The sequence below is a fragment of the Brachybacterium massiliense genome, from assembly GCF_900184245.1.
GTDB classification, from domain to species: domain Bacteria; phylum Actinomycetota; class Actinomycetes; order Actinomycetales; family Dermabacteraceae; genus Brachybacterium; species Brachybacterium massiliense.
In genome coordinates, this window is sequence record NZ_FXXB01000004.1 from 200,020 (window position 1) to 216,043 (window position 16,024).

Consider the following 16,024-nt stretch of genomic DNA (forward strand, 5'->3'; position numbering starts at 1 on the left):
GGCGCCTGTGATCCGGTTCGACGACGTCACCAAGACGTACATGCGTGGCCAGCACCCCGCGGTGGAGAATCTCGACATCGAGTTCTCGCGCGGGGAATTCGTGTTCCTCGTGGGCGCTTCCGGATCCGGCAAGTCGACCCTCATGCGCATGGTGCTCAAGGAGGTCAACCCGACCCGCGGCACCGTGTACGTGGCGGGCAAGGACCTCTCCCGGCTGCCCTCGTGGAAGGTGCCCACGCTGCGGCGCGACATCGGCATGGTGTTCCAGGACTTCCGACTGCTGCCGTCCAAGACCGCGTACCAGAACATCGAGTTCGCGCTCGCGGTGATCGGCACGCCCCGCAAGGTGGTGCGCCGCCTGGTGCCCGAGATGCTCGAGATGGTGGGCCTGGAGGACAAGGGCAAGCGACTGCCGCACGAGCTCTCCGGCGGTGAGCAGCAGCGCGTCGCGATCGCCCGCGCCTACGTCAACCGGCCCTCGATCCTGCTGGCCGACGAGCCCACCGGCAACCTCGACCCCTCCACCGCCTCGGGGATCCTCGATCTGCTCACCGAGATCAACGAGCGGGGCACCACCGTGGTCATGGCCACCCACGACCGCAGCGCCGTGGACCGCCTGCAGCGTCGCGTGGTCGAGATGGTGGGCGGCCAGGTGGTGCGCGACGAGGAGCGCGGCGGATACGAGACGCCGGCCCCGGTGAGCGTGATCTCCGGCAACCTGCCCGACGACTCCTCGCACCGCGAGGAGCATCCCCTGGATGACGAGTCCCTGGTGCCGGACTGGGAGGGCGCGCCCGAGCAGGAGCCGGAGACCAGCGCCCGCAGCACGGAGCCGCAGACGGATCAGACGCGCGAGGACGTGCGAGAGGACGACGGCGAGGACCGCCCGGCCGCCCGCGACATCCTCGAGGAGGACCTGATCGACGAGCGGGAGGCGCAGCGGGTCCGGGACGAGGACCCCTTCGCCGCGGACGACGAGGAGGAGCTGCGATGAGAGCGCGGTACATCCTCGGAGAGATCCTCACCGGCCTGTGGCGCAACATCTCGATGGTCATCTCCGTCATCATCGTCACCGCCGTCTCGCTGACCTTCGTGGGCACCGGTGCGCTGATGCAGAAGCAGATCATGGACATGAAGTCGACCCTGGTCGAACAGGCCCAGGTGACGATCTTCCTGTGCTCTCCGCACTCGACCGCCGCCTCCTGCGCGGGAGGCGCCGCGACCGACGCCCAGATCGCCTCGGTCCGCGAGGCGCTCGAGGGAGACGTGCTCTCCCCGTACGTCGCCTCCTACTCCGAGCGCTCCCAGGAGGAGGCGCTGGGGGTCTACCAGGAGCAGTTCGCGGGGGAGAGCTTCGTCTCCAACTTCACCGCGGAGGACATGCCCGTCTCCTTCCACATCACCCTCGAGAACGCGGACGACTCCGCCGCCGTGGTGGAGTTCTTCCAGGGCCGTGACGGGGTGGACGAGGTCACCGACCTGCTCAACGCCTTCGCCCCCTTCATCGACGTGCTGAACCAGTCCACCCTGTTCGCGCTCGGCCTGGCGGTGCTGATGCTGATCGCTGCGCTGCTGCTGGTGGCCACCACGATCCGCATGTCCGTCGCGGGCAGGCGCCGGGAGATCGCGATCATGCGCCTGGTCGGTGCCTCGAACCTGTTCATCCGCCTGCCGTTCCTGCTGGAAGGGGCCGTCGCCGCGATCATCGGCGGCGTCATCGCCTCCGGGATGCTGTGGGTGGGACTGCACTACATCGTCCAGGGCTGGCTCGCCCCCACCCTGGGCGAGCAGCTGATCACCGTCGGCGTCGCCGATCTGGCCTGGGCCGCCCCGCTCCTGATCGCCCTGGGAGCCGTCCTCTCGATCGCCTCCTCGGTGGTCTCCCTCAACCGCTACCTGAAGGTGTGACGATGTCCCGGAGCAGCCTGCACCGTCCGCTCAGCATGATCGCCGCCGTGCTGGTGGCGCTGCCGATGGTCATCTCGCCGTACTCCCCGGCGATGGCCGAGGGCAGCAAGGAGGACAAGATCGCCGAGCGAGAGGAGGTCGAGCGGCAGCTCGAGGACCTGCGGATCGAGCTCGGCGACGTCAACACCGAGCTGGCCGACACCTATCTCGCCCTGGCCGAGACCGAGCTGATGATCCCCCAGGCGCAGGAGGACCTCGAGACGGCACAGGCCGAGCTCGAGGAGGCCCGCGAGGAGGATCGCCGGATCGGTGAGCGCCTCACCGCTGCCGAGGAGGAGGAGGAGCGGCTCTCCGGCGCCGTCGAGGAGGGCCAGGAGGAGGTCGACCGCAGCGGCGGCGAGCTCGCGACCACCGCGCTGAACGCCTACAAGGGCGGCGGCATGCCCAGCCCCTCCACCATCTACCTCGGCAACCAGTCCCCCCAGGACGCGGTGGACCGCTCGATGAACTACCGCCTCACTCTCGCCTCCCAGGGCACGCGCCTGGACACCCTGCGCACCGACCAGGTGGTGACCGAGAACTCCGCAGAGCGCCTCACGGCAGTCCGTGAGGAGATCAACGAGCTGAAGAAGGACGCGGAGGAAGCCGTCGAGCGCACCGAGAAGGCCGAGGAGGAGGCCTCCCGGGCGAAGCAGGAGCTCGATGACCTCTACGAGAAGCAGCAGATCCAGCGTGACGATCTCGAGGAGAAGAAGAAGCAGTACGAGGGCGATCAGAGCACCCTCGAGACGCGCAGCAGCACCCTGGACAGCGAGATCGAGGAGCTCGCCCGTCAGGAGCGTGAGCGCGAGCGCAAGGAGCGTGAGCGCCGTGAGCGGGAGCAGAGCAACAGCGCCAGCCGCAGCGGCGGTGGCGGAGGCGGGGGATCCTCCTCGAGCGGTTCCTCGAACAGCGGCGGCTGGGTCTACCCGGTCAACGCCCGGCTGAACTCCAACTTCGGCTGGCGAGTACACCCGATCTACGGGACCCGGCGCCTCCATGCCGGCGTGGACTTCCCGGTCGCCTGCGGTGTGCCGGTGGGCGCCACCCACTCCGGTCGCGTGATCGCACGGACCTACAACAGCGGTGCGGGCAACAAGATCATCCTCAGCCACGGCATCCACAACGGCCGGCTGGTCACCAGCTCGTACCACCACCTGCAGGGCTTCGCGAAGCCCGTGGGTGCGCAGGTCTCCGCAGGCACCACCGTCGGCTACGTGGGCACCACCGGCTCCTCGACCGGATGCCATCTGCATTTCGAGATCCACGAGGACGGCAACGCCGTCAACCCGGGCAAGTACATCTGAACCCTGCCGGGGACAGGTTGATCACCGAGCGCGAAAACCGTTCGCGACCGGTGATGACCACCGCGTAAGCTGTGGTGTCCGGTCGCTCGGTGCGGCCGAGCACGCACGGACCGCGGCGAATGACAGGAGGGACGCGATGTCGGCGAAGAAGAACGCGGCGAAGAAGGCCGCAGCGGACGACGGGCCCCCGAAGAAGCTCATCGCCTCGAACAAGCGCGCCCGGCACGACTACTACATCGACCAGACCTGGGAAGCGGGCATCGTCCTGACCGGCACCGAGGTCAAGTCGCTGCGGGATCGCGGCGCCTCCCTGATCGACGGGTACTGCTACATCGAGGGCGGCGAGGTGTGGATGGACAACGCCCACATCGCCCCCTACGTCAAGGGCACCTGGACCAATCACGCAGCCCGGCGCAAGCGCAAGCTGCTGCTGCACAAGGCGGAGATCGAGAAGCTCGCCAGCAAGTCCCGGGAGAAGGGCTTCACCATCGTCCCGATGGAGATGTACTTCCTGGGTTCGCACGCCAAGGTGGTCATCGGCCTGGGCCGCGGCAAGAAGGAATGGGACAAGCGCCAGACCCTGCGCGAGAAGCAGGATCTCCGCGAGGCGCAGCGCGCCATGCGGCAGCGCGAACTCGCCTGACCGCCCCCGCCCGGCCCGACCCTCCCGCGAGGCGCAGCGTGCCATGCGGCAGCGCGCGCCGGGCCTTTCCTCCTGCGGGTCTCAGTTCGTGCTGCGGAGGCTGCGACGTTCGAGCCGGGCGACGGTCTGACGGCTCGAGGCGATCAGGGTCTCATCGGCCACACCCAGGCGCTCGCGCATGAACAAGGCCCTGCGCGCATCATCGAGCGCCGCCTCCCAGAGCCGTGCGGCCGCCGCCGGACGCTCCGCCCGCTCCTCGGCCAGAGCATGCTCGAAGCGGCACTTCGCACGATGCTGGAACACCGAGGCCAGCACGGACAGGGACGACGGGGAGGTGGGATCCTCCAGCCCTGTCTCCTCTGCCGCCAGGTCCAGCTGCTCCTCGGCGGCCAGATGCGCACCCTGCCACTGCAGCACCTGGGCGTAGCGCACCCGGCGCACCGCGCGCATCACCGGCGAGAGGTCGCTCGGCGCGAGTGCCGCACGGCCGGCGATCGCGGCCTCGTCGAGACGGCCGAGCATGCGCAGATAGGCGACGGTGCGAGGATCCTCGGGATGCTCCGCGCACCAGACCGCCAGCGCCTGGGGGTCCTTGACCACTTCGCGCAGGCTGTCGTCATCGATCCGGACCTGCACCTCACCTGCTTCGAAGCTGTTCACCTCCCCATCATCGCCGCTGCGGTGCGGAGTAGCCATCACCGGGCGCTTCGCCGTGAGCTGAGGGATATTCGCTTCAGATCGTCCCCGTGGCGCGGTAGACTAGGGGGACGATGCGCGAGGCGGCCACGTGGAGAGCACGTGGAGACTCGGCATCCGTGGCTGTTTGACAACTGAAGAGTGAGTGCAAGGACGGTCCTCAGGGCCGTCGCCATATGTGTTGCAGACCCACGCCAGGGGCCGATCGGTTTCGACGGTAGTTGTCCAGCGAGGGGAAGCGGGCCGAGAAGCCAGAGTCATCTCGTAAACGTTCTCTGGAAACCAATAAGTGCCGAACCCAAGCGCACTGACTTCGCTCTCGCTGCCTGATCAGCGTTAGCAGTCTGGAACCCCGGGAGTGCTCCTGACCCGGATCGTTCCATCATCTAAGGAGCCACTGCTGCCGACCCTCGTCATCGGGGAAGGATGAACACCTCAGAGTGACTGAGTCCGTCGACGACGTGTCCGTGCGAGCGTCGGGACTGAGAAGACGTCAATACGGACTGCGCCCGGAGAAGCCCTCGCTCCGCACTATCGGACGCGGGTTCGATTCCCGCCGGCTCCACCATTGCACTCACCATGAGAAGCCCCCTCACCTGCGCTGATGCGCGGGGGAGGGGGCTTCTTCCGTTTTCGCGGCGGGGTCAGGAGCCGTAGGTCAGGCCGTGGCCGAGCCGGTAACGGTTGCCATCGGCGTCGACGTACACGTAGGGCCGCCCGTCCATGTGCTGCTCCTTCGCGAAGCCGGGCACGTCATTGGGGGAGGCGCAGCGGCCATCCTCGTCCACCGCGATCGCCGCGGCGTCGATCGGGAACGTCAGCGGCAGCCTCCCCGTCGGCGCGAAGCCGGCGAGCATGGCGTCCACCATCACCGGGTCGTCCGTCGCGAACCCGACCAGCAGCGTGTCCGCGAGCGGCTCGATCTCGTCGAGCAGCCACGGGAACAGCGTGTTCAGCCCGATCACCAGAGTGTCCACGCCCTCGCGGATCTCCCGCACCTTCTCGATGTCGATGTGGGAGTGCTCGCCGATGCTCAGGTCGCCGATGCCCACGTACTCGAAGTACGAGCCGATGAACGGGCGCAGCAGCACGATCGCGACATCCGCCTCGCGGTGATCGGTGGTGAAGTCGATGCCCGGATGCGCCGTGGCGAGCTGCCGGCGCAGCGCATCCAGGCGCCTGACCGTCAGCTCGGTCGCGAACAGCTCGACGTAGACCCGCTTGCCCGCCAGGGCCTCTTCGCTCAGCGGCAGCACCCCGTCGTGGTTCTTGGCGAGCACCACGGACCGGCGGTGCGCGTCCTCGGCCGCCGCCTGCGCCTGCGGGTTCTGGACCACTGCGTCGGCCTGCTCGGGATCGACGTAGGGGTTCTCGAACAGGCCGAGCGCGAACAGCCCCTCGAGCAGCAGCGCGGCGGACTCGTCGAGCCGCTCGGAGGTGAAGTGACCCTTCACGTACGCCTCGCGCACCGAGGCGACATCGTTGGTGTCGGCGAACATGTCGGTCCCCGCCATGACTGCACGGCCCACGCGTTCGGCGGTGGTGAGCTCCTCGACGCCCCAGGCCATCTTCGAGAGCACCCCGGAGTCGGAATTGATGTAGCCGCGATGCCCCATCTCGCGCAGCAGGGAGAGGATCTCGCGGTTGAACGCGAAGCCGACCTGCTCGAACTCGCTCACCCGTCCCTGCGGAGTGGAGGACTTCTCCTCCGAGGGGATCGCGTAGTACGGCATCACCGAGGAGGTGCCGGCGTCCACCGCGGCCTGGAAGGGCGGCAGGTGATAGTCCTCGAGCGAGCCGGGGGTGGGGTAGATGTTGAAGCGGCCCTCCGCGTAGTGGGGGTCGGTGCCGTTCTCCCGCGCCCCGCCGCCGGGGAAGTGCTTGATCGTCAGGGCTACGCCGTCGGTGTCGAGGCCCTCGCCGCCATGGAAGCCGCACACCAGCGCCGAGATCGCGGCGCTGACGAACTCGGGATCCTCGCCGAGGGTGCCCTGGCCTCGGAACCAGCGCGGATCGGTGAGCACATCGGCCATGTGCATGTAGCCGTTGCGCAGGCCGGAGGCGCTCCACTCCGCGCGGGAGTGCTCGGCGAAGGACTCGATCAGCTCGAGCGAGCCGGTCGCGGCCAGCCCCAGGGTGCCCGGCCACTGCGTGAAGGGAAGATCCTCGGGGGTGCCGCCCATCTTGAAGGCGCCGGCCTTGTTCTTCGAGTTCGCGGCGACGATCACGGGAATGCCGAAGCGGGAGTGCTCGGCCACCTCGTTCATGGTGTTGATCCAGGTCGCGATCCGGGAGCCGGTGGGCTCCTCGCGCATGATGAAGTGGCGGATGCCGAGCTCCGAGATCATCTGCGTGGTGCCCTCGAAGGGGATCCCGGCACTGGTGTGCGGATCCAGCTTGATCGGCGGGTACTGCTCGTCGAGCACGCCGTCGTGGCTGGTCATCTCCTTGTTGCGCTGGGAGAGGCCCATCGGCCGTGAGGTGATCACCATCAAGCCGATCTTCTCGTCCGGGGACATGCGGCGCACCAGATCCGCCGCGCGCTCGGCGGGGGACAGGCGCCAGTCCTCGAAGGGGGTGAGCTGCCCGTCGCCGTCGAGGTCACGGAAGCGCAGCCCGTCGACCTCGATGATCTGCTTGATCCTGCTGTCGAGGTGAACCTGCTCGGCTATCGCTGTCCTCCTGGGGTGATCGGTGCTCGGGAGAGCGGTGCGGTGCGCACCTCCCTGTCGCCGTCCGCTCACCGTAGTGAGCGCATCGCACCGGGTGGCGCAGTTGTCCCGGATTGCCCGAGCGGCTCCAGGTCTCGAAGCTGTCGCAGGTGCAGCAGGTGCAGCAGGTGCAGCAGGTGCATTGCCCTCTCGGTGGCCCCCTCGTACGGTGTGAGGATGACCGGCGTGACGCCTGCTACACATTCCCTGCCTCCAGCTGACCTGCCGGTGGATCTGCGCCGCATCGAGCTGCTGTGCGCCCGGCTCCGCCCGGAGGACGAAGTCCAGCTCGAACGGATCAGCTGGGCGATCGGGCGCGGTCCTCGCGGAGAGGGCTGGGACAACGTGCTGTGGCCGATCGGGATGCTCGACGGGCACCAGCTGGTGCTCCGGGTCGCACGGCGAGAATCGACGCGCGGGCTGCTGTCCCGCGAGGTGACCGTGCTGCGGCGGCTGCGCGGCCTGGGCACGGCGCTGCCGATGGGCCTGCCGACGATCCTCGCGACCGCCGACGACGCGGTCCTGGTGCCCTGGATCGAGGGCACCACCGCCGACCAGGCGGCCCCCGCGACCCGCCGAGCCACGGCCGTGGACCTGGCGCACATGCTCGCCGCCGTCCACTCCGGGCCCGCGCCCGAGGTGGGGCGCAATCCGGTGCGCGGCGTTCCCCTTGCGACGAGGGCCGGCGCCTTCGCCACGGATCTTGAACGGGCTGCGCTGTCTCCTGCGATGCGGGAAAGGGCCGAGGTGCTGTGGGCCGACGGCCTCGCCGCTCCTGCCTGGCAGGGCCGCGCGCTGCTGCTGCACGGGGACCCCCATCCAGGGAACGTGGTGGTGCCGCCGCCAGGGACCGGCGGCAGGGCCGCGCTGATCGACTGGGGCGACACCACCCGCGGCGACCCGGCGAGCGATCTGGGCGGGCTGCTGCTGCACCTGCCGTCACCGGTGCTCCTCGAGACCTATCGCCAGAGCGCGGTGTGGACCGGGATCGAGGACCCGCAGTTCTGGGCGGCGCTGCAGGCACGGGCCTGGGCATGGGCGACGCGCATGGCGCTCGCCCTCGTGCTCACCTACCCTCCGGGGCACGGTCTCGGGAGCGTTGCACGGCGGCTCCTCGCAGAGAGCGCGCCACCGCGCTGAACCGCTCATGCCGCGCAGGGGTCAGGAGGCCCTGGCATCCGGGTCTGCGAGGTCTGCGAGCTCGTCATCCAGGACTGCCGGATCGGGCAGCCCCAGCCGTTCGCGCGCGATCTCCGGACCCTGGCACGCGACGCCCTCTGGGGAGCCCCCGTTCCCGCCGAGCGGGCCGCCGATCAGCACGGAGCCGTTTTCCTCGATGATGTCCTGGGGCAGCAGGAGCCGGTGGGCCGCGAGGTCGAACACCCGCAGACCATGCTCGTGCGCACGCCGGGCGAGCCAGCCGATCACCGGGCGGAGCGGCCCGTACAGCACCGGCACGAAGGTCGTGCCCAGAGCGCTCTCGGAGACGTCGCCGTACTTCCATGGGGAGCGCGGATCGAGGCCGTCCTCGGGGAACTCCTCGAGCACCCCCTCGACGAAGCGCGCGATGCGAGGCACGGCCGGCTGCGGCTCATGCACCCCGTCGATGAACTGCCCTGCGACGTGCAGGGCGGTGTGCAGGTCCGCGCAGGCGGAGTCGGTGCCGGCCAGCTCAGGTCCGATCCAGAAGGCGATGCGATAGATCATGCCGCAGATCCTGCCTCTCCCCGGCCGCTGCAGCCCTCCGGCGTGCACACTGCGCTGGTCAGCCGCCGCGCTGACCGGTCCTCCACAGCGGATATCGAACCTCTCGCCCCCTCCGGCCGCGACGCTGCCGTCCCCGCGCAGGAATCGGCACGACGAGCAGGGGAGCACCCACGTACAGTGGACCCGCCATGACCACGCCCTCCTCGACGCCCGACCAGGCCGGCACCGCACCGTCCGAGCTCCGCATCACCTATCCCGGGGACCTGCCCGTCTCCCAGCGCCGGGAGGACATCCAGGCCGCGATCCGCGAGAACCAGGTGGTGGTGATCGCCGGAGCCACCGGCTCGGGCAAGACCACCCAGATCCCCAAGATGTTGCTCGAGCTCGGCTACGGACGGCGCGGGAAGCTGATCGGACACACCCAGCCGCGCCGCATCGCCGCGCGCTCCGTCGCCCAGCGCATCGCGTCCGAGCTCGGCCAGAAGCTGGGGGAGGGCACCGTCGGCTACCAGGTGCGCTTCACCCGTGAGACCTCTCGCGGCACCCGCCTGAAGCTCATGACCGACGGCATCCTGCTGGCCGAGGTGGGCCGTGACCGGCTGTTGAAGCGCTACGACGCGATCATCATCGACGAGGCCCACGAGCGCTCGCTGAACATCGACGTGATCCTCGGATACCTCCGCCAGATCCTGCCCGAGCGGCCCGATCTGAAGGTCATCATCACCTCGGCGACCATCGACCCCGAGCGCTTCGCCGAGCACTTCGCCGCGGTGCTGCCCTCGGGGGAGCGCGAGCCCGCACCGATCATCGAGGTCTCCGGCCGCACCTACCCCGTCGACATCCGCTACCGGCCCCTGGTGCTCGAGGCCGAGGTCGAGGAGGACGACGAGCTCGAGGACATCCACTCCGTCGAGCGAGACCTCACCCAGGCGATCACCGACGCGGTGGACGAGCTCGCGGCCGAGGGTCCCGGGGACATGCTCGTCTTCCTGCCCGGAGAGCGGGAGATCCGCGAGATCTCCGACGCCCTGACCGCCCACCTCAACCGCGGCACCCGGGGCCGCGCAGCGCTGCCGGTCGAGGTGCTGCCGCTGTTCGGCAGGCTCTCCGCCCAGGACCAGCAGAAGATCTTCTCCCCGCCGCCCGCGGGCACCTACCGGCGCATCATCCTGTCCACCAACGTCGCCGAGACCTCGCTGACCGTCCCCGGCATCACCTACGTGATCGATGCGGGCCTGGCGCGCATCTCCCGCTACTCCCAGCGCACCAAGGTCCAGCGCCTCCCGATCGAGCCGATCTCCCAGGCCAGCGCGAACCAGCGCTCCGGCCGCTCCGGCCGCACCGCCCCCGGCATCGCGATCCGGCTGTACTCCGAGGAGGACTTCGAGGGACGGCCCGAGTTCACCGAGCCGGAGATCCTGCGCACCTCACTCGCTTCCGTGGTGCTGCTGATGACCTCGCTCGGGCTGGGCGACGTGGAGTCGTTCCCCTTCGTCGAGCCGCCCGCCTCGCGCGCCATCACCGATGGCGTGCGCCTGCTCGACGAACTCGGCGCGATCGAGGAGGCTCCCTCCGCCCCGGGAGGGCGCCGGCTCACCCGCGTCGGCCGCACCCTCGCCCGCTTCCCGCTGGACCCCCGCATGGCGCGGATGCTCATCGAGGCCCACCGCCTCGGCGCCCTGCGGGAGGTGCTGATCATCGTCGCCGCGATGTCGATCCAGGACCCGCGAGAGCGGCCGCTGGGCCAGGAGCAGCAGGCCAAGGAGAAGCACAAGCGCTTCGAGGACGAGACCAGCGACTTCATCGCCTACCTCAATCTCTGGAACCACCTCCAGGAGCGCCGCAAGGCGCTGTCGAACTCCGCTTTCCGTCGCGAGGTGCGCTCCGAGCATCTGCACTACCTGCGGATCCGTGAGTGGTGGGACCTGCACGCCCAGCTGCGGGACATGGCCAAGGATGCGGAGCTCTCCCGCAACGACAACGACGCCTCCCCGCAGGCGATCCATCAGGCGCTGCTGGCCGGTCTGCTCAGCCACGTCGGCCTCCAGGACGACCGCACCCGCGAGTACGCCGGCGCCCGCGGGGCGCGCTTCGCGCTGTGGCCGGGCTCCGCGCTCGCCAAGAAGCGCCCCGACTACGTGATGGTCTCCGAGCTGGTGGAGACCTCCCGCCTCTGGGGCCGCACCGCGGCGCGGATCGACCCGTCCTGGGCCGAGGAGACCGGCTCCCACGTGGTCAAGCGCTCCCACTCCGCGCCCCACTGGTCCTCGAAGCAGGCCTCGGCGATGGTGCACGAGAAGGTCACCCTCTACGGGGTGCCGCTGGTCGCGGACAGGGTCGTGGGCTACGGCCGGATCGACCCCGAGGCAGCTCGAGAGATCTTCCTCCAGCACGCCCTGATCGAGGGGGACTGGCGCACCCGCCACCACTTCTTCCGCGACAACCAGGCGCTGATCAAGGAGCTCGAGGAGCTCGAGGCCAAGACCCGGCGCCGGGACCTGCTGATCTCGGACGAGCAGCTGTTCCGCTTCTACGACGAGCGGATCCCCGCGCACATCGTCTCCGGCCGCCACTTCGACAGCTGGTGGAAGACGCAGCGCCATGAGACCCCGGACCTGCTCACCCTCACCGAGAAGGATCTGCTCGCCGCCGACGAGAGCGTGGCCGAGGCGATCGCCGCGGACTTCCCCGACACGTGGGTGCAGGGCGACATCACCCTCCCGCTGAGCTACTCCTTCGGCGAGGTGGGCGCGAAGGGCACCGACGGTGTCACCGCCACCGTGCCGCTCGCCGTGCTGAACCGCCTGCGGCCGCACGGCTTCGACTGGCTGGTCCCCGGCATGCGCGAGGACCTGGTCACCGAGCTGATCCGCTCCCTGCCCAAGGCGATCCGACGCCATCTGGTGCCCGCGCCTGAACGGGCCAAGGTGGTCGCGGCGACCCTGCACGACGACGACCCGAACTCCGGTGAGTCCTTCCTCGAGGCGGTCGCCGACGAGCTGGTCGCCCTGCCCGGCGTGCCGGACGACCTGCCGCTGTACGGCCCCGAGTTCGACCTGTCGAAGCTGCCGCCGCATCTGCGCATGCACTTCCGGGTGGTCGATGATCGCGGGCGCCAGATCGGTGCCGGGGACGACCTCGAGCAGCTCAAGGGCCGGCTCAAGAAGCGGGTGGACGCCTCGGTCTCCTCCCAGGCCGACGAGCTCGCGCAGAAGGACCTCGAGACCTTCCCCTCGACGGGGGTGCCCGCCGTGCACGAATCGACCGTGGGCGGGCTCAAGGTCACCGGATATCCGGCGCTGCTGGCACGGCGCGGGAAGGACGGGCGGCTCGAACGGGTGGATCTGGCGATCCTCGCCACCGCGGACGAGCAGGTGCTCGCCCACCGCGAGGGCGTGATCGCACTGGTGGACCGCGAGATCGGCACCGACCTCTCCGGTGTGCTGAACGCGCTGCCCAATCCCACCAAGCTCGCTGTCTCCGGCTCCGACTACGCCTCCACGGCGGCGCTGCTGGCCGACGCCTCGCGCGCCGCCACCGTGCACCTGGTGGGGGAGGCGCAGATCCGCACCCGCGCCGAGTACGAGACGCTCCTGCACAGCGTGCGCGCCCAGCACGATGAGCTCGCCGCACAGGCGGTCAAGAACGCGGCCTCAGCGCTGGCGATGGGGACGAAGCTCCACCGCGAGCTGGGCCGCGCGACCTCGCTCGCCGTCCTCTCCCATCTCACCCAGATCCGCGAGCACGCCGCCTCCCTGCTCGGCGACGGGTTCATCTCCCGCACCGGCATCGAGCACCTCCCCGAGCTCAGCCGCTACCTCGAGGCGGATCTGCGGCGCCTCGAGAAGCTTCCGGAGAACCCTCGCCGGGACGAGCAGCTGGCCTGGCAGATCGGCGACCTCGAACAGTTCTGGGCCTCCAGGAAGGCGAAGCTCAGCGCACGAGCGCGGGCCAGCGCTGCGGCGCGCGAGATCGACTGGCTGCTCGAGGAGCTGCGGGTGAGCCTGTTCGCCCAGACCCTCGGCACGAAGCAGACCGTCTCGGACAAGCGGATCCGCAAGGCGATCAACGAGCTCGGCGGCTGACCGGTCCCGGACGCGGCGCGAGGTGAGACCGGTCTCGATCGGGCGTCCTCCGCCGCAACTTGTGAAGTCTTTACGCTCGATTGCGAGGCACGGCACGAAAGTGCCGGGAGCACCCGGACCCGAAGGCGGAGACCGCGCCGAGGACCGGTGACGACGCCGTGGGCGACAACCCTCCCGGCACCCATGCCCAGGTCATGCGCACCCCAAGAGCGCCGCCGCCTGCGGGCGGGGAGGCCGACGCAGCCCTTCACAGCCTCCCAGCGAATCGTTACCTTGGCACGGCCCGCTGCGCCGGGCACGCTCCCTGCCCCAGGCTCCGAAGGATTCCGCGACCATGTCGATCACCGCCGCCCCGCGCGCACCGCTCTCCCGCCGTCATCTGCTGATCGCCGGTGCGCTCGGCATCAGCTCGCTCGCCGCGCTCGGCACTGCCGCCCCGGCGCGCGCCGCCGATGAGGTGTGGACCGAGGAGTTCATGACCCGTGCCGAGACCCGCGAGGGGTTCGACGTCGACGCCATGGACGACTGGCAGATCGACAACGCGAAGTTCATCATCGCCGTCTGCGCCGGGCACGGCTTCGGCATCGAGGCCACGAAGATCACCCTCATCACCGCGATCGTCGAGTCCTGGCTGTACAACTACGAGCCGGCCGTCGATCACGACTCCGGAGGCCTGTTCCAGCAGCGGCCCTCGATGGGCTGGGGCACCTATGACGAGGTGCGCCACAAGAAGAAGGCGATCGACGCCTTCCTCGGCCTCGGCGCCCACGCCTCCCCGCCCGGGCTGCTCCAGCTCGCCCCGGACTACAGGGAGTGGGAGCCCGGCGCGGCGGCCCAGGCAGTGCAGATCTCGGCCCACCCCGGGCGCTACTCGGAGCAGCTGCCCGCGGCGCAGATCCTCTGGGATCGCTACGCCCACGACGTCTCGCCCTACACGGACTGAGACCCGGCCGCGGACGGGCGGTCTCACAGCCCGAGGGTCGCGCCTTCACAGGGATCGGCGTCGACCAGCACGTCCGTCAACCGCATGACCCCGTCGGCGTGCACCAGCAGGCGCGAGCCGTGCGGACCCTCGGCCTCCAGCCACAGGTCACCGCCCGAGCTCTGCTCGCGGCCCAGCGCCTCGAAGCCGTGCTCCTCGAGCACCGGATCGAGCGCCGCGCGCCACGGCTCCCAGTCCATGCCCTGACCGGGCTCGGGATACAGGGGCTCATCGGCCTCCCACACTCCCGGCTGGTAGCGGCAGTCCTCTGCACCCGGCTCGATGATCTCCTGCGAACGCCGCTCCCACGACAGCGGGCGCACGGAGTCCGCCGCGGCGAGGAGCTCCTCGGCCACCAGCTCATGGTGCTCGACGGCCTCCTCGGCCGGCATCGCCGTGGCGCCCCCACCGCATCCGGCGGCCAGGAGCAGCACTGCGCCGAGGCCAGCGGAGCCATGCATCAGCCTCGCGAGACCTCGGCGTCCCCGGACCTGTCCCTCACGCACGGGCATCGCTCCCGCCGCCGGATGCGGCGGGCTCCCGCTCGAGCGCGATGCGGACGGTGCCGCGCCGTTCACGGGTCGACGGGACGGTGGACACCAGGGTCAGGGACCCGGCGTCATCGACCGGCTCGGTCTCGCCCGGCCGCAGGGTCAGCTCGAGAGCCCGCTCGGCCCCGGAGCGTGCCAGGCGCAGCACCGTGTACGGGCCGTGCTCGTCCTCGAGGGTGCGGAAGACCCCCAGCCGCCAGGGACCGTCCTGGACCTGGCCGGCCTGCTGGATCACGTGCTCGCTCCTCATCGGCTCACTCCCCGATCCCGGTCATGAAGATCGAGGTGGCGTACGCCGGATGGTCCGGATCGATCCTCACCTCGTAGGGGTTCGAGGAGCGCGGTCCGTGGGGATTGGTCAGGATGATCTCCCCGGTGCTCTCGTCGTAGCCGGAGACCTGGTAGACGTGCGCGGAGACGAGATCATCGCGGGCCGGGCCGATCGGCAGCAACGGGTCGGTCATCACGGTGATCGGGCGGCCCTCGTCGAACGCCTGTCGGTACTCGTCGAAGGAGGGCTGCCCCAGGGTGTCCGACTCGCGTGCCGACTTCCCGGTGATCATCTCGAGACCCGCCGCGGGGGTGTCCGCCCAGACCGCCGAGGGGCGCCCGTCGTGCGCGTTGATCATGGCTATCTCGTAGACGGTGGCCCAGCTGGGATCCCCGGAGCGCCCGTCCACCGTGCCCTTGGTCCCCAGATCGTCAGGACTCACGGCGATGACCTGCCACTCGCCGTCGACGAAGAGGCGCACCTCCCAGCCGTCGGCGCCGGGTGGTTCGCCGACCCCGCTGATGTTCTCGGCCAGCTGGCCGGGGTCGGTCGACTGCACGGCCATCAGCGCGGCGAGATACCAGCAGTCCCCGAGGGAGCCCTGGTCCACGAGGGACTCCTCGATCCCTGCCTGGTCGATGTCCACGCTCGAGGGATCCCAGTCCGGGTGCGCATCGGTGTACCGCTCGCCGAGCGGACTGTCCGCGTCGCCCGCCTCGACCCGGTCGCGTCACAGATCGCCGACGCGCTCGCCGGTGTTGATCACATCGGACCAGTCCAGGAACTGACCGCCCAGCATCCCGTCGTAGTCGGCAGGGTCGATCCGGCCGGTCGGATCCGAGGCGGCATCCTGCTCGGCGGCCTCGAACGCGAGATGCTCCGCGGTGCTGCTGAGGTGGTCCCCGGTCTGCGACAGCTGCTGGCGGCACTGCTCCCAGCGGTCGCGGAAGCCGTCGGCATCGGGCCCCACCCAACCCGCCGTGGCCACCGCGGTCTGCAGCGCCTCCGTGGTGACCCTCAGCTGCTGATCCCCGTCGCGGAACCGGCGCGCCAGCTCCACCATCTCTTCCGTGTTCGACCCCCAGAACGCCATGCCCGAGGATCCCACGGTGCGTGTGACGTGC

14 protein-coding genes and 1 other RNA gene are annotated in these 16,024 nt (G+C 69.9%); 8 read left to right on the forward strand and 7 right to left on the reverse strand.

The features are described from left to right. Window positions 1-7: 7 nt before the first annotated feature. The 4 genes from ftsE (at window position 8) to smpB (ending at window position 3,897) form a co-directional block, all read left to right on the forward strand. Complete coding sequence (ftsE, locus tag BN4251_RS02470) at window positions 8-994, forward strand: cell division ATP-binding protein FtsE (RefSeq protein ID WP_087483579.1); 987 nt, start codon at window positions 8-10, stop codon at window positions 992-994. Beyond that, window positions 991-1,908, forward strand: coding sequence for a permease-like cell division protein FtsX (ftsX, locus tag BN4251_RS02475; RefSeq protein WP_087483580.1), 918 nt, complete (start codon window positions 991-993; stop codon window positions 1,906-1,908). The genes ftsE and ftsX overlap by 4 nt, the downstream gene beginning before the upstream one ends. A 2-nt stretch (window positions 1,909-1,910) precedes the next feature. Further along, the gene (locus BN4251_RS02480) at window positions 1,911-3,254 is read left to right on the forward strand and encodes a M23 family metallopeptidase (protein ID WP_087483581.1); all 1,344 of its coding nucleotides are present in this window, start codon (window positions 1,911-1,913) and stop codon (window positions 3,252-3,254) included. 136 nt (window positions 3,255-3,390) lie between these two features. Next, window positions 3,391-3,897, forward strand: coding sequence for an SsrA-binding protein SmpB (smpB, locus tag BN4251_RS02485; RefSeq protein WP_087483582.1), 507 nt, complete (start codon window positions 3,391-3,393; stop codon window positions 3,895-3,897). 81 nt (window positions 3,898-3,978) lie between these two features. Here the strand turns inward: smpB and BN4251_RS02490 are convergent, their stop codons facing one another. Next, window positions 3,979-4,557 (reverse strand): hypothetical protein, encoded by a 579-nt coding sequence (locus BN4251_RS02490; RefSeq protein WP_170931788.1) that lies wholly within the window; start codon window positions 4,555-4,557, stop codon window positions 3,979-3,981. 233 nt (window positions 4,558-4,790) lie between these two features. Between BN4251_RS02490 and ssrA the strand changes: the two genes are divergently transcribed. Further along, window positions 4,791-5,161: a transfer-messenger RNA gene (ssrA, locus tag BN4251_RS02495) on the forward strand. A 76-nt stretch (window positions 5,162-5,237) separates the two neighbouring features. Here ssrA and BN4251_RS02500 read toward each other — a convergent pair. After that, on the reverse strand, window positions 5,238-7,337 hold the full coding sequence (locus BN4251_RS02500) for a glycoside hydrolase family 3 protein (RefSeq protein WP_245810160.1): 2,100 nt from the start codon (window positions 7,335-7,337) through the stop codon (window positions 5,238-5,240). Between the two features lie 144 nt (window positions 7,338-7,481). Here BN4251_RS02500 and BN4251_RS02505 point away from each other — a divergent pair, with 144 nt between their 5' ends. Then, a complete protein-coding gene (locus BN4251_RS02505) occupies window positions 7,482-8,444 on the forward strand; it encodes a phosphotransferase (RefSeq protein ID WP_087483583.1) in 963 nt (320 codons plus the stop codon). Between the two features lie 21 nt (window positions 8,445-8,465). Here BN4251_RS02505 and BN4251_RS02510 read toward each other — a convergent pair whose 3' ends face one another. Beyond that, window positions 8,466-9,011, reverse strand: a complete 546-nt coding sequence (locus BN4251_RS02510; protein WP_087483584.1) for a hypothetical protein — start codon at window positions 9,009-9,011, stop codon at window positions 8,466-8,468. 188 nt (window positions 9,012-9,199) lie between these two features. Between BN4251_RS02510 and hrpA the strand changes: the two genes are divergently transcribed. After that, the gene (hrpA, locus tag BN4251_RS02515; RefSeq protein ID WP_087483585.1) at window positions 9,200-13,096 is read left to right on the forward strand and encodes an ATP-dependent RNA helicase HrpA; all 3,897 of its coding nucleotides are present in this window, start codon (window positions 9,200-9,202) and stop codon (window positions 13,094-13,096) included. Between the two features lie 334 nt (window positions 13,097-13,430). After that, window positions 13,431-14,039 (forward strand): hypothetical protein, encoded by a 609-nt coding sequence (locus BN4251_RS02520; RefSeq protein ID WP_245810161.1) that lies wholly within the window; start codon window positions 13,431-13,433, stop codon window positions 14,037-14,039. Window positions 14,040-14,062: 23 nt separating this feature from the next. Here the strand turns inward: BN4251_RS02520 and BN4251_RS02525 are convergent, their stop codons facing one another. The 4 genes from BN4251_RS02525 to BN4251_RS02540 form a co-directional block, all read right to left on the reverse strand. Further along, window positions 14,063-14,539 carry a hypothetical protein gene (locus tag BN4251_RS02525; RefSeq protein ID WP_087483586.1) on the reverse strand — a complete coding sequence of 159 codons (477 nt, stop codon included), beginning with the start codon at window positions 14,537-14,539 and terminating at the stop codon, window positions 14,063-14,065. A 37-nt stretch (window positions 14,540-14,576) separates the two neighbouring features. Beyond that, complete coding sequence (locus tag BN4251_RS02530) at window positions 14,577-14,879, reverse strand: hypothetical protein (protein WP_140398361.1); 303 nt, start codon at window positions 14,877-14,879, stop codon at window positions 14,577-14,579. Window positions 14,880-14,883: 4 nt separating this feature from the next. Then, on the reverse strand, window positions 14,884-15,546 hold the full coding sequence (locus BN4251_RS02535) for a C2 family cysteine protease (RefSeq protein WP_087483588.1): 663 nt from the start codon (window positions 15,544-15,546) through the stop codon (window positions 14,884-14,886). A gap of 84 nt (window positions 15,547-15,630) precedes the next feature. Further along, window positions 15,631-15,993: a WXG100 family type VII secretion target gene (locus BN4251_RS02540; protein WP_140398362.1), complete on the reverse strand. Its 363-nt coding sequence runs from the start codon at window positions 15,991-15,993 to the stop codon at window positions 15,631-15,633. Window positions 15,994-16,024: the final 31 nt, after the last annotated feature.